Annotated in this window: 10 protein-coding genes; 9 read left to right on the top strand and 1 reads right to left on the bottom strand. The window is 49.2% G+C overall.

The window, feature by feature from the left end:
• Nucleotides 1-25: 25 nt before the first annotated feature.
• The 8 genes from BLV66_RS11680 (at nucleotide 26) to galE (ending at nucleotide 11,420) form a co-directional block, all read left to right on the top strand.
• Nucleotides 26-2,380 carry a helix-turn-helix transcriptional regulator gene (locus BLV66_RS11680; RefSeq protein WP_245826731.1) on the top strand — a complete coding sequence of 785 codons (2,355 nt, stop codon included), beginning with the start codon at nucleotides 26-28 and terminating at the stop codon, nucleotides 2,378-2,380.
• Nucleotides 2,381-2,706: 326 nt separating this feature from the next.
• Nucleotides 2,707-3,924, top strand: coding sequence for an amidohydrolase (locus tag BLV66_RS11675; RefSeq protein WP_086987076.1), 1,218 nt, complete (start codon nucleotides 2,707-2,709; stop codon nucleotides 3,922-3,924).
• Nucleotides 3,899-5,299 carry an MFS transporter gene (locus tag BLV66_RS11670; protein WP_425445316.1) on the top strand — a complete coding sequence of 467 codons (1,401 nt, stop codon included), beginning with the start codon at nucleotides 3,899-3,901 and terminating at the stop codon, nucleotides 5,297-5,299. The genes BLV66_RS11675 and BLV66_RS11670 overlap by 26 nt, the downstream gene beginning before the upstream one ends.
• A 134-nt stretch (nucleotides 5,300-5,433) precedes the next feature.
• A complete protein-coding gene (locus BLV66_RS11665) occupies nucleotides 5,434-6,051 on the top strand; it encodes a trimeric intracellular cation channel family protein (protein ID WP_086987077.1) in 618 nt (205 codons plus the stop codon).
• A gap of 24 nt (nucleotides 6,052-6,075) precedes the next feature.
• Nucleotides 6,076-7,173, top strand: coding sequence for a DgaE family pyridoxal phosphate-dependent ammonia lyase (locus BLV66_RS11660; RefSeq protein WP_086987078.1), 1,098 nt, complete (start codon nucleotides 6,076-6,078; stop codon nucleotides 7,171-7,173).
• A 526-nt stretch (nucleotides 7,174-7,699) separates the two neighbouring features.
• On the top strand, nucleotides 7,700-8,863 hold the full coding sequence (locus BLV66_RS11655; protein WP_086987079.1) for a galactokinase: 1,164 nt from the start codon (nucleotides 7,700-7,702) through the stop codon (nucleotides 8,861-8,863).
• Nucleotides 8,864-8,875: 12 nt separating this feature from the next.
• Nucleotides 8,876-10,381, top strand: coding sequence for a UDP-glucose--hexose-1-phosphate uridylyltransferase (gene galT / locus BLV66_RS11650; RefSeq protein ID WP_086987080.1), 1,506 nt, complete (start codon nucleotides 8,876-8,878; stop codon nucleotides 10,379-10,381).
• A 28-nt stretch (nucleotides 10,382-10,409) separates the two neighbouring features.
• Nucleotides 10,410-11,420, top strand: a complete 1,011-nt coding sequence (gene galE / locus BLV66_RS11645) for a UDP-glucose 4-epimerase GalE (protein ID WP_086987081.1) — start codon at nucleotides 10,410-10,412, stop codon at nucleotides 11,418-11,420.
• A gap of 262 nt (nucleotides 11,421-11,682) precedes the next feature.
• On the opposite strand, the gene BLV66_RS11640 is transcribed toward galE, so the two are convergent.
• Nucleotides 11,683-12,654, bottom strand: a complete 972-nt coding sequence (locus tag BLV66_RS11640) for a helix-turn-helix domain-containing protein (RefSeq protein WP_086987082.1) — start codon at nucleotides 12,652-12,654, stop codon at nucleotides 11,683-11,685.
• A gap of 117 nt (nucleotides 12,655-12,771) precedes the next feature.
• On the opposite strand from BLV66_RS11640, the gene rhaB reads away from it, so the two are divergent.
• The gene (gene rhaB, locus BLV66_RS11635) at nucleotides 12,772-14,220 is read left to right on the top strand and encodes a rhamnulokinase (RefSeq protein WP_086987083.1); all 1,449 of its coding nucleotides are present in this window, start codon (nucleotides 12,772-12,774) and stop codon (nucleotides 14,218-14,220) included.
• Nucleotide 14,221: the final 1 nt, after the last annotated feature.

Below are 14,221 nucleotides of genomic sequence, written 5' to 3'. Positions count from 1 at the left end.
TGGAGGAAAGGAATGGAGGGGGAAAATGATGACGAGAGAGCACGGGGCAGATTATGATATCACGATGGGGAATATCCGTTATGCCGCGCCGCAGCGGTATTACGGCACGCGGATTTTGTTCGTGACCAAAGGAAGGGCGAGCGTGTCCGTCAATGGGGAAATTTATGCTCTGGATGAAGGGGATATTCTCTTCATCAACCGGAACGACCACTATACCGTCCGGGGCAGCGAAAACAATATCCTCATTTGCCTGAGCATACCCAGCCATTTTTTCGTGCTGAACTACCCGAATTACTTCCATTATTCCTTCGAATGTTTCTCGAAAGATTTGGATCCGGGGCGCGGGGATGTCGTAGCGCAGTTGCGCAGGTTGTTGGTGGAACTCGTGATTGTCCATTTCCGCCAGGAAGAAGGCAGCGTTTTGGAAGCCCGCAGTATCCTTTTTCAGACGATGCTGCTGGTTACCCGCTTCTTCAAGAAGGAGGGGCCGCATACAAGTGCGGGTGAGGCGAGCGATGAACGGATCGCCCGAATCATCCATACGATTGAGCTCCGTTACGCGGAACCGTTGACGCTTGCGGAGATGGCCGAGAGTGAATACCTCTCGCCTACCTATTTATCCCGTTACTTCAAGCAGATTACCGGAATGGGCTTTCTGCAATATCTGAAAATGGTGCGTTTGAAGCACTGCGTGGAGGATTTGATGCATACATCCGACAATTTGTTCCAGATTGCCGTGAGAAACGGCTTCTCGACGGCGAAAAATTTTACGGAAGTCTTCAAATCGGTCTACGATCAGACGCCGGTGCAGTACCGGAAGGAGCATAAGCAAGAGAACAGCGAAGCCTTCAGAGCCGTAACCGCCAAAACGGAGACCGGGGAGGAATTGGATTCACCGGAAGCGCTCATGCAATTGACGAAATATTTGGAAGAGTCTCTGAATCCACGCGCATTGCCGGACGAGGCGCCGGGAGAAGCGTGCAAGATCGTTGTCGGGCACAGTAGCGGAGCCGGATCATTGGCGCGTGAAAAGCACATTATGTTCATCGGGGAACTCAAGGAAATCCTGAACGAGCAGGTGAAGGAGCAAATGCTTCTTGCTAAGCAACGGCTTCGCATCGATTTTGTGGGTGTGCGCAATCTGATCGGTGGATCCACTTTGTTGCCGGAAGTCGAGACGGATGAGTTCGTGTCCACAATACCGAAGTACGCAAATGCCGATTTGGCAATCCAGTATCTGAAGGAACAGGAAATCAGCCTGTATATGAGGGTCACTTATAAAGAAGTCATCCACAATGAAGAACGCTATTTCAAAGAACTTGAAGGGTTTCTTATCCACACACTGCAGGTCTTCGGCAGGAAATTTGTCAACCAATGGAAAGTCGTGTTCTATGCGGAAAAAGAGACGGCCGTCCTGTCCACGGAGTTGGAGCGCGTGTACTTGAGGCTGCATGCAGTGATTCGGAAATATGCCCCTCAGCTGAAAATCGGCACTTTCCTTCCTTTCAAAGAAGACAAAGACAGCCTTTCGTTGCCCCATCATTGGCAACTTCACCAATCCGGCAACATCGATTTCATCACCTATGATGCCGATCAGAACGAAGTTGTCGACTTTTCAGAAATCAGCGATGAAGACTTCCTGAACAGCCAGGACTATATCCTGCGGAAAACTCAGAAGCTGAAGCGATTCCTGAAAAAGCATCAGATGCATCAGCCGCTGTACCTGGAAAATTGGAACACGCTGACAGGAAACACGCGCTACACAAACGGGACTTTTTTTCGGGGCGCGCTGATCCTGAGGACTATTTTGGATTTGGGTACGGAAGTCGCAGGTGTCGGTTTCTGGCTGAACACTGAACTCCATGAGCTATACGGAGGGAACCACAACAAAGCTGTGGCGGGTTTGGAGCTGTTCCATTTCTTCAATGGCAAGCGGCCGGCTTTCTACACATTGATGTTCAAGGAACGGATGACGGGGGGAGTGCGTGCTCAAGGTAAGCATTATGTGCTGACCGAAAATGAAGAGGGCTACCAACTGTTGCTTTTCAACGAAAAGCATTTCAACCCGCGTTACTCGGTCGACGAATTGTTCATGCGGAACCGCAGCAACGAACTGCACGTGCGGTTGATCGGCATGGAGCCCGGGGAATACCAAGTCCGGAAATACCGGTTCGATCAGCAAAATGGCGGTCTCTACACAAAATGGGGGCAGCTGAACAGCAAGCACGGTATCGACCTCGAAGTGATGGAATACATCGTGCAATCCTCCATGCCGACTCTGGAGCTTGAGGATGAACAGATCGACAAAGATTGGTCCTTCTATGCTTCGATGAGCAGCAACGCAATCCTGTTCATCGAATTTCGCCGAGCGATCGGCTAAGCAGAATAACAATGAAGAAAAGGTTGTCTCCGCCGAGACAACCTTTTTTGGCGCCGGATACTTTCTGGTAGTCCGATTCTTTGCTTTTTTCTGCCCGCTTGCGGGCCATTTTTAAATAGAAAGGGTTTTCAGACAAAAGTCATCCGCATAAAATTGCTGTTTAACTGATTTCCGGAAATGCGATGACAAAAATCAGGAGGTTTTGCATAATAACGAGCCTTTTCTTATTTTTTTGTGGCGGTATACTAGCTGAGTGATTAAGAAACGTAGCAATAAACAACCTATATGATAGTTCCAAACAGTCAATAATAAGGGAGCGCAAAACAATGAACGAAGCGACCAAAAAGCAATTATTCAGCAAGTTAGCCGAGAAGCAGGAGCGCATGACTGAAATCTACCGCTACTTGCATGCCCATCCGGAATTATCATTCCAGGAGGAGGACACGGCCAAGTATATCGAAGCTTTTTATGCAGGGAAAGATTGTGACGTCCGCACCCATATCGGCGGACTGGGGATCGTCGTGACCATCGACAGCGGCAAACCGGGGAAAACAGTCGCCATCCGCGCGGACTTTGATGCGTTGCCGATCCAAGAGGAAACCGGCTTGCCATTTGCATCAAAAACGCCGGGCGTCATGCACGCTTGTGGACATGATGCACATACAGCCTACATGCTGACACTGGCTGAAACCTTGATTGAGATGAAGGAACAACTCGAAGGAAAAATCGTTGTGCTGCATCAGCCTGCCGAAGAAGTTCCGCCGGGCGGAGCGATCGGCATGATCAAGGCCGGCGCTTTGGATGGCGTCGACAATGTGTTCGGCATCCATGTGATGTCGCAGATGGACAATGGCAAAGTATTCTACCGCGAAGGCAACGTTCAGACCGGCCGTGCCAATTTCCAAGTGAAAATCCAGGGCGTCGGCGGGCATGGTTCATCGCCGCATAAAGCCAACGATGCTATCGTGGCGGCCAGCTATTTTGTCGTGGCCGTGCAATCCATCGTCAGCCGCCGTATGAATCCTTTCGATGTCGGATCGATCACAATCGGCAGTTTTGACGGCAAAGGCTCGTTCAACGTTATCAAAGATTCGGTCGTTTTGGAGGGCGATGTGCGCTCGATGTCCGAAGAGACGCGCACGCTGATCGAAAAGGAAATCCGGGCGAAGCTGGATGGCGTATCGGCCATGTTCGATGTGACCTATGAACTGGATTACGAAAACGACTATCCGGTGCTGTTCAACGATCCGGAAATGACGGCTTTCGCAGCGTCGACTCTGCAGGCTACCGAGCTGCCTAGGGTAGATGCCGTGGAACGCTGCGAGGCGCAGCCTCCTTCAGAAGATTTCGCTTATTATGCGAAGGAACGCCCGAGCGTCTTCCTCTATGTCGGAGCGGCTCCGGAAGAAGGCGATGCTTATCCGCATCATCATCCAAAATTCCGGATCAATGAGGACAGTATGCTGATCGCAGCCGAAACCATGGGGACATTGGTTATCGATTACTTAAAAGGGAGCAGTGAAAATAGTGGAAACGCAATATAAAGGAAATAATAGACTTATTTTGGGGATTGTTTCAGGGGTTGTAACATTCTGGTTGTTTGCTCAAACAATGGTGAACATCGTACCGGCCATCCAAGCAGACTTGGGAATTTCCTCCGGCATCTTGGGCATTGCCATCAGTTTGACATCTTTATTCTCAGGTATGTTTATGGTTGTTGCTGGTGGGCTTGCGGATAAGCATGGCCGCGTAAAAGTTACGAATATCGGAATGATCCTGAGCATCATCGGTTCTCTGTGCTTAGTATTGGCAACGGGCCCAGCATTGTTGATCATCGGTCGTATCATCCAAGGGCTATCTGCTGCGTGCATCATGCCTGCTACTTTGGCTTTGATGAAGACTTACTTCGATGGAGCTGAAAGACAACGTGCGCTGAGCTTCTGGTCAATCGGTTCTTGGGGCGGCTCAGGAATTTGTTCCTTCTTCGGCGGTTTAGTAGCCACTTACTTCGGCTGGCGTGCAATCTTCATCGTTTCGATTGTAGTTGCTGTTATTGGGCTGCTTTTGCTTAAAGGAACTCCAGAAAGTAAATTTGAAGCAGTCGGCGAAAAGAAACCTTTTGATGTCGGCGGGCTGATTACTTTCGTGATTGCTATGCTGACTTTCAATGTTTTTATCAGCCAAGGAAGAACCATGGGATGGACAAATCCTATTATCTTGGGATTAGCTGTGGCATTCGTCATTTCAGTGATCCTTTTTGTGAATATCGAAAAAAGACATACAAACAGCTTCATCGACTTCTCTCTATTCAAAAACAAAGCTTACAGTGGTGCCACTTTGTCTAACTTCTTGTTGAATGCTTCTGCAGGTACAATGTTGGTTGCCAACACTTATGTTCAAATGGGCCGCGGCTTCTCTTCTTTCCAATCCGGCTTGCTGACGATCGGCTACTTGGTCTGCGTCCTGAGCTCCATCCGTTTGGGTGAAAAAGCCTTGCAAAAATTCGGTTCCCGCAAGCCGATGGTGACCGGATCATTCATCGCAACGATCGGTATTACTTTGATGGCCTTCACTTTTGTGCCGGGAATCATCTACAACTTGTTGGTATTTGTTGGCTATGCTCTGTATGGCTTCGGTTTGGGGATTTATGCGACACCTTCGACGGATACCGCGATTTCGAATGCTCCGGCTGATAAAGTCGGCAGTGCATCCGGCATCTACAAAATGGCCAGCTCTCTTGGTGGAGCGGTCGGGGTCGCACTTTCCTCCAGCCTTTTCAATGCTTTGGGAGCGCAAGGCAATATGGAAGTGGCCGGTTCAGCAGGGTTGCTGCTGAATGTCGCTTTTGGGACGATTGCCTTGGCTTCGATTTTGCTGACAGCTCCAAAAGCTGCTTCGCAAGTGGAAGTTACGGAATAATTAGGTTTGTGCAAACAGTCTAAAAAAGAATATGAAAAGGATGCAAAGTTTATGGCGACTTTGCATTCTTTTGCGTTATACTTTTTGCGAAACAAAATATTTTTGAGCACTCATATTAGGGGGGATATAGTAAGATGGAATTTATGTCTATAGTGGAAATGATTGGAACGGTCGCCTTTGCGATGTCGGGTGCGTTGACCGCGATCGAGAAGGATCTTGATTATTACGGGATCGGGATATTTGCGATTACGACATCTGTGGGCGGAGGGATCGTCAGGGATCTATTGATTGATCGCCCGTTGCCGGCTTCGCTGGAAAACCCGCTCTATGCACTCATCAGCCTGCTTTCAGCCGGCTTCGTCATTCTTTTCTATTCGCACATCAACAAGTTGGCGAAGATGCTGCAGTTTTTTGATGCAATCGGGCTAGGAGCATTTACCGCCATTGGAGCGGAGGTTGCGGAGCGGATGGGATTCCATCAGTGGTACGTCGTGGTGACGTTGGCGGTCCTGACCGGAACCGGCGGCGGGCTTATCCGGGATGTGTTCGCCCGGGAAATTCCCTATATATTCCGCAAAGAAGTCTACGCGCTGGCTTCCATTTTGGGTGCCATCCTATATATTATCGTGTTCCGCTTGGCCGGAAGCCAAATAGCGCTGTACAGCTGCTTTTTGGCAACGACTTTGATCAGGCTCTACTGCATGGAGAAGGACGTGCACCTGCTGAAGGTCGGGAAGGTCACACTTGAATAGTTCGATGCATTGGAGGAAATAGCTATGACCATCAGTTACGAAAAATTTGGATTAAAGGAAGTAATCAATGCTTCCGGTAGAATGACAATATTAGGCGTATCGAAAGTATCCCCGTCTGTTTTGGCTGCCCAACAATATGGAGGAGAACATTTTTTTGAAATGGAAGATTTGTCGGTGAAAGTTGGCGCTTATTTAGCTGAACTACTCAAAGCCGAGGATGTTCAAGTCGTTTCTTCTGCTTCAGCGGGCATCGCCCAATCCGTAGCAGGCGTAATCGGCAAAGGCAGCTTATTTCATGTTTACCATCCTTATACAGAAAAAATCACGCAACGAGAAATTATTCTGCCCAAAGGCCATAATGTAGATTATGGTACGCCCGTCGAAGTCATGGTCGAGCAAGGAGGCGGCAAAGTCGTTGAAGCCGGATATGCAAATATGTGTACTCCGGAACATGTGGAAATGATGATCACCGAGGAAACAGCTGCCCTGCTTTACATCAAAAGTCATCACACCGTACAAAAGAGCATGCTGACAGTGGAAGAAATGGTGACCGTCGCTCAGAAATACGATTTGCCAGTGATTGTCGATGCCGCGGCGGAAGAAGAATTATTCCACTATTATGCTGCAGGGGCGGACTTAGTGATTTACTCAGGAGCCAAAGCTATTGAAGGACCAAGTGCCGGATTGGTCGTCGGTAAAAAAAGTGCGATTGGATGGGTGCGACTCCAGGGCAAAGGAATTGGTCGCGCCATGAAGATTGGCAAAGACAATATTTTAGGGCTTGCTCAAGCCATGGAAGATTATTTGACTAACGGCAATGAAAGTGGCGAATCGATGAAGGCGCGTCTGGTCCCTTTTATTGAAGAAATCAATCAAATACCGGATCTACAAGCCACTATTGTGCAAGACAGTGCCGGCAGAGAAATTTATCGGGCCAGTGTCAAAGTGACCGGAACAATCGGTGCAAAAGAAGTCATTCAACAATTAAAAATGCAAAGTCCAGCGATCTATACGCGTGAATACAAAGCCAATAACGGCATCATTGAATTTGATATTCGTGCCGTAAATCAAGCAGAAATGACGAAAATTATTCAGCGATTACAAGAAATTTTAAGCGAATAGGAAAGAGTAATTTCCACACTTCTGTGATCCGTGAGTTCTTACCACGCCTACAGGAGCGGGCGCTGAGAAATGCAATTTTTAATAGGAATTAAGATAGGCCGTCTCCTTGCGAGGCGGCTTTAATTTTTTTGGTGTTGGGTTTGTTAGTGTGGAAAAGATGGATACTTTGCTGTTATCCATCTTTTTTGTTTATAGTGGTTTCGGAAAGATGGATAAAGATTCGTCATTCATGTTTATGGTTCACTCAGGAGCCAAAAAGATGGATAACAATTTTATATCCATCTTTTTGGTGTGATTGCGATTCCAAAACTATGGATAACCAGCATTTATTCATGGTTTCTAAATTTAGCGTAGACAATGTGCTCCTGAACAGATTCGCAGCAGCTTTCTGAGATCGAGTATCAGAAAATGAAAGCGCTCCAAAATCGCTTGACACTTCTTTGTCGTGGGGTTATAATTCATTTAGTTAATATTTAGTAAAAATATCAAGTAAACATTTATCAAAAACAAAAAGGAGCGGATGAAGATGGAATTGACAGGATTGAAGCAAAAATTTGAGGAGTTATTCGGCAAAGGGGATTACAAAGCATTTTTCGCACCGGGACGGATTAATCTAATCGGAGAGCACACGGATTACAACGGCGGGAACGTCTTCCCTTGCGCCATCACACTTGGAACTTACGCTATTGCGGCAAAAAACGATCTGAAGCAAGTTCGCCTTTACTCGGAAAACTTCCCGGAAGCCGGCGTCATCAGCTTCGACCTAGCCGATCTTGATCACAAAAAAGCCGACAGCTGGGCCAACTACCCGAAAGGCATGCTACGCTATCTGAAGGAAGCCGGTCACGCCATCCCGGAAGGAATGGATATGGTCATCTTCGGAAATATCCCGAACGGATCGGGTCTGTCCTCATCAGCATCTCTTGAGCTGTTGATGGGTGTTGTTTTGGATAATCTGTTCAATTTGAACGTGGATCGTTTGGACCTCATCAAAACCGGCAAGCGCGTGGAGAACGAGTTCATTGGCGTCAACAGCGGCATCATGGATCAGTTCGCTGTCGGTATGGGCGAGGAAAACAAAGCGATTTTGTTGGACTGCAACACACTTGAATATGAAATGGTTCCCGTAGAATTGGGCAATCACGCAATCGTCATCATGAACACGAAAAAACGCCGCGAATTGGTCGACTCCAAGTACAACGAACGCCGCAGCGAATGCGAAGAAGCGTTGGCGAAGCTGCAGACGGTCGTACCGGTCGGCAGTTTGGGCGAACTTGATGAAGAAACCTTCGAAAAGGCAAAAGCAGTTTTGGAGAGCGATGTCCTGTATCGCCGGGCACGTCATGCGGTCACCGAAAATCAGCGTACCTTGAAAGCCAAAGCGGCCTTGCAGGCTGGTGAATTGGAGGCATTCGGCCAGTTGATGAACCAGTCGCATATTTCTTTGCGGGACGACTATGAAGTGACCGGCATCGAATTGGACACATTGGTTCAGGCTGCATGGGATCAACCTGGTGTGCTGGGAGCGCGTATGACCGGAGCAGGCTTTGGCGGCTGCGCGATTGCCATTGTCCAAAAAGAAGCGATTCCAGCCTTCATCGAAAATGTCGGGAAAACCTATGAAGCAGCAATCGGTTATCCGGCAGAATTCTACATCGCCGAAATCAGCGATGGCGCAAAACGGTTATAAGGAGCGATTGGCATGACAATAAATGAGACAGTATATGCGATCGACCAGGCTGTTGTCGATTTCGTGGAAATAGGCATCGTAAACGGCGAGACGGATGCAACGGACAGAATCGTGCTGCGCAATCTGCTGTTGGCCATGATCGGAAAGGAAGACTTTAATACACAGCTAGAGCAATCCAACACATTGCCGGATCGCTTGGATCTGCTGGATCTGCTGGTGGATTGGGCGGTCGCAAACGGTAAAATCGCGGATTACCAATATGCAAGGGAAACGCTGGAGGCGCAGATCATGTCCTTGATCACGCCGATGCCTTCCGTCATCAACAAACATTTCTGGGAAGTTTATGCAGAAAATCCGGAAGCCGCCACAGATTATTTCTATCAGCTCAGCCAGAACAATGATTACATCAAGACCCGCAGCATCGCTAAAAACATCGCGTTTCAGCACCGGACCGATTACGGTGAGTTGGAGATCACGATCAACCTGTCCAAACCGGAGAAGGATCCGAAGCAGATTGCTTTGGCGAAAAACGCACCTGCTTCCGCTTATCCAGCTTGCCAACTCTGCATGGAAAACGAAGGCTATGCCGGTAGGATCGATCATCCGGCACGCGCCAACCACCGTATCGTCCGCATGCCGTTGAACGGTGAAAAGTGGGGGCTGCAGTATTCGCCTTATGCCTATTATGAGGAGCATTGCATCTTTTTGGCCGAGGAGCACAAGCCAATGAAATTGGACAAGCATACTTTCGAGAAGTTACTCGGGATCATCACGCAATTCCCGCACTATTTCGTCGGATCGAATGCGGATTTGCCGATCGTCGGCGGATCCATCTTGTCGCATGATCATTATCAGGGCGGCCGGCACACCTTCGCGATGGCGGAAGCGCCGGTCGAGATACCGTTTGAACTGCCCCGATTTGCCTCGATTCAGGCAGGCATCGTCAAGTGGCCGATGTCCGTCGTTCGATTGGCTGGTAAGGATGAGTATGAGTTGGCGGAAGCGGCAACCTTTGTACTGGATGCATGGCGAGGCTATTCGGATGAAGCAGCGGATATTCTTGCTGCCACCGATGGTATTCCGCATAACACGATCACACCAATTGCACGCATGAAGGACGGATTGTTCGAACTGGATCTGGTTCTGCGGAACAACCGGACTTCACCGGAATTCCCGGACGGCATTTTCCATCCGCATCCCGACGTGCAGAACATCAAAAAAGAGAACATCGGCTTGATCGAAGTGATGGGGTTGGCGATTCTGCCGCCACGTTTGAAGGGTGAGTTGATCGAAATCGAAAATTACCTCAACGGAGAAACAGTGGAAATCGCTCCTTACCATAAAGATTGGGTGACAGCCCTGGTGGACAAAAAGGACCGTACCGGCGCCGATGCGGTGGAAGTGGTGCAGGAAGCGGTAAGCAAAGCCTTTTTGCGGGTGCTTGAGGATGCCGGTGTGTTCAAACGCACACCTGAAGGTCAGCAAGCGTTCCACCGTTTCGTCGAACAGTTGCATTGATTTTTGGAAGGAAAGTGGAGGGGATAAAATGTCAGTATTAGTGACTGGAGGCGCCGGTTATATCGGCAGCCATACCGTAGTGGAATTATTGAAAGCAGGCCAAGAGGTGGTTATCGTCGACAATTATTCGAACAGCAAGCCGGAAGTGTTGAACCGTATTAAGACAATCACCGGCAAAGCACCGACTTTCTATGAAGTGGATGTCTTGGACCGCGAAGCATTGGACGCTGTATTCGAAAAAGAGAACATCGACTCGGTCATCCATTTTGCAGGCTATAAGGCTGTCGGCGAATCCGTAGCGAAACCGATCGAATACTACCACAACAACATCACCAGCTCTTTGGTATTGTGCGATGTAATGCGCAACCACGGCGTGAAGAAGATTGTCTTCAGCTCTTCGGCGACGGTCTACGGCATGAACAACGTGTCGCCTCTGACGGAAGACATGCCGACAAGCGCAACCAACCCATACGGATACACGAAAGTCATGATCGAACAGATCCTTCAGGATGTGGCGTTCGCCGATTCCGAGTGGAGCATTGCCTTATTGCGTTACTTCAACCCGATCGGTGCACATGAATCCGGCCTGATCGGTGAAGACCCGACCGGCATCCCGAACAACCTGATGCCGTACATCACGCAAGTGGCGGTCGGCAAATTGCCGCGCCTGAGCGTCTTCGGTGACGATTACGACACGCCGGATGGCACAGGCGTGCGCGACTACATCCACGTCGTCGACTTGGCGCTGGGCCACATCAAAGCTTTGGACAAAATCAAGGAAACAACTGGGGTCGGCATCTACAATCTCGGTACCGGCATCGGCTACAGCGTATTGGACTTGGTGCACAACTTCGAGGAAGCAAACGGCGTCGAGATCCCTTATGTGATCGTCGATAGACGCCCAGGCGATGTCGCGACCTGCTACGCGGATGCGACAAAAGCCAAAGAAGAACTAGGCTGGACAGCCCAGAAATCATTGGCTGACATGTGCCGTGATTCCTGGAATTGGCAAAACAACAATCCGAACGGCTACGAATAAAAAAAGCTTATACAGACTCGTTGATTCTGTATGAGAATTGAATATATGCTCAAAAATAGCCCGCCAAAAGTACTTTGGCGGGCTATTTCAGTCCAAACAACAGTCATAAAACCCGCCGAAACCACTTTGGCGGGGAAAAACGTCTGCGGACAACTCGAGATTCACCGCCAAATCCATTTTGACGGGGAATCTCGCCACGAACTCGAACCCCAGAGACAAACAGATAACAATACCATTAAAAAACAAAAGAAACGGAGCAGTCTCATTTCGAGGCAGCTCCGTTTTTTCGCACTTCCGATGGCAGGCGGTGGAATCTGTTTTTATAGCACGTATAGAAATAAGTCTTGTTCGAGAAGCCGACTTCGGTCAGTATCGTCTGGATCGGGATCTCGGTGGATTCGATGAGCAGATTGGCCTTCAGCAGCCGCTTTTCGTTCAACAGTTCCGTGAATGTCTGGCCGCTGCGCTTTTTGATCATGTTGCTCAAGTAATTCTTGTTGAAGTTTAGCCGTTTGGAGGCAGCGTCCAAAGTGAGCGTCGTGAACTCAGAATCAATCAGCTGGAGGACCTCGTAAAAGGGGTCCTTTTTGCTGAACGTTTCGCTGTACTCGTGAGGAAGCGAGCGCGCCAATTCGTAAAGCAAGATCGGCAGATAACTGCTGATGATCTTTCCGGAAAAGACTTTCGGGAAGAAATATTCATCGGCCATATTGTTGATGATCTGCTTGATGTGCTCATTCTGTTCATTGCGGAACAAAATAAAATTCGCGGCATTCGTGTCCAGCGGGTTGTTCGTCAGCAGGATTTTGTAGAGGATGCTGTCGTTGTGGTTCATGTTCATCAGCCAGTTGATCGAGATGCTTTTGTTGTTGAAAAGGATGTTCAAAAGCAGGTCGTCCTTGCCGAGCGCCTCGATGGAATGCTCGCTGCCGGTGTCCATCAGCAGGATATCGCCTTCGTTCAACAGGTACGGGACCCCGTTGATGATCTGACGGCATTCGCCTCTTACGATATAGTTGAGCTCAAGAAATTGGTGCGAGTGCTCTGGATAAGCAGCATAGCGGTTGTGTTTGCTGATGTAGATATCCTTGTTTTCGAAAAACAGATGCTCCTGGATCTTTGGCGCCCGCGTCGCCTCCCCCTCCAGTTCCGGCAGATCGGGCACAAATTTATGCCGTTTTTTTTGTTCCTTTTCGATGACAGATTCCTGCGATAACAGCGCAATCAGATCCATTTGGACACCTCCTGTATATTTGGTACTCACAACTCATTCAGTGACATTGTAGCATAAATCCAGAAGTTGTTTAATAGTAATGTAAACAATTACAAGGCGGAGGTGTGAAACAAGTATATGAAGTACTATGCGATGATAGATATCGGCGCCTCCAGCGGGCGGATCATGCTGGCGGAAATAGATAATAAACAATTGGCGTTGCAGGAAGTACACCGTTTCAAAAATGGCTTCAGCCGCATCGATGGATCCGACAGATGGGATATCGAAACCATTTTCGAAGAAATTCTGACGGGACTATCCAAACTGAAGGCACTCGGCGTGACGGAATGCCATCTCGGGATCGATACATGGGCGGTCGACTACTGCCTGATCGGAACGGACGGCCAATTGCTGCAGCTGCCGATCAGTTACCGGGACGAACGCACGAAAGATACGATGGAAAAAGTGGCGCAAGTGATCGATAAAGAGACGATTTACGCCAAAACCGGCATCCAATTTCTGAACTTCAATACTTTGTACCAACTGTATGAAGAGGACAAGGACTTGTTGGCCAAGACGGACAAAATACTGATGATACCGGATTATCTGGCGTACCGGTTGACCGGTGAGATGGTCGGCGAAGTGACGAACGTGTCCTCTTCGCAGATGCTGAATCTCGAAACCGGCGAGTTCGACAACGACTTGCTTGAACTTGTCGGCATCCCGAGAGCGAAGTTCCCGGAACTGGTTGTGCCAGGAACGAAAATCGGCGATGTGAAGGCTGATCTGACGGAAAGCTATGATTTGCCTAAAATCGAAGTGATCGCTGCGGCGACGCACGATACGGCATCCGCCATCGTCGGCGTGCCGGCGATGGGCGGGAAATGGGCCTACCTCAGCAGCGGAACCTGGTCATTGATCGGGGTCGAAAACGACGCGCCGATCAACGACCGTCCCGCCTACGAAGCGAACTTCACGAATGAGTGGGGCGCTTACGGGACCTATCGTTTCCTGAAGAACATTACCGGCATGTGGTTCGTGCAGGAAATCGCACGTAACCTGGAGTACAGACACTCCTACGGGGAAATGGCGCAGATGGCTTACGCGGTTGAACCGTTCCTGCAGTATGTCGACCTGAACGATCCACGCTTCCTCAATCCGGCAAACATGATCGCGGAAATCCAAGCCTATTGCCGCGAACGGGGCGAAATCGTCCCGGAAACGACAGGCGAATTGGTGATGTGCGTTTACAGCAATCTGGCCTTGGCCTATGCGCATGAACTGAAGAAAGTCGAAGCATTAACGAAGGAAACGATTGACGTGTTGCACATCGTCGGCGGCGGAGCGAACGTCAAACTCCTGAATCAGCTGACAGCCGATGTCACCGGGAAGCTGGTCGTTGCCGGACCTACCGAAGGCACCGCAATCGGAAACCTGCTCGTGCAGATGATCGCGGCTGGAGAATTTGCTGACCTGGCGGAAGCCAGAACATGGCTGAGAAGTCAGATCCACGTTGAAGAATACCCACAAAACCCGATTGCAGACCGGGAGCACCTAAAAAAATACGAAGAAAAGATTGGAGTATAGA

This window comes from Trichococcus collinsii (genome assembly GCF_900107505.1).
Lineage (GTDB): Bacteria > Bacillota > Bacilli > Lactobacillales > Aerococcaceae > Trichococcus > Trichococcus collinsii.
The sequence above is the reverse complement of the archived record's forward strand: the minus strand, read 5'-3'. Positions and strand labels throughout refer to the sequence as shown.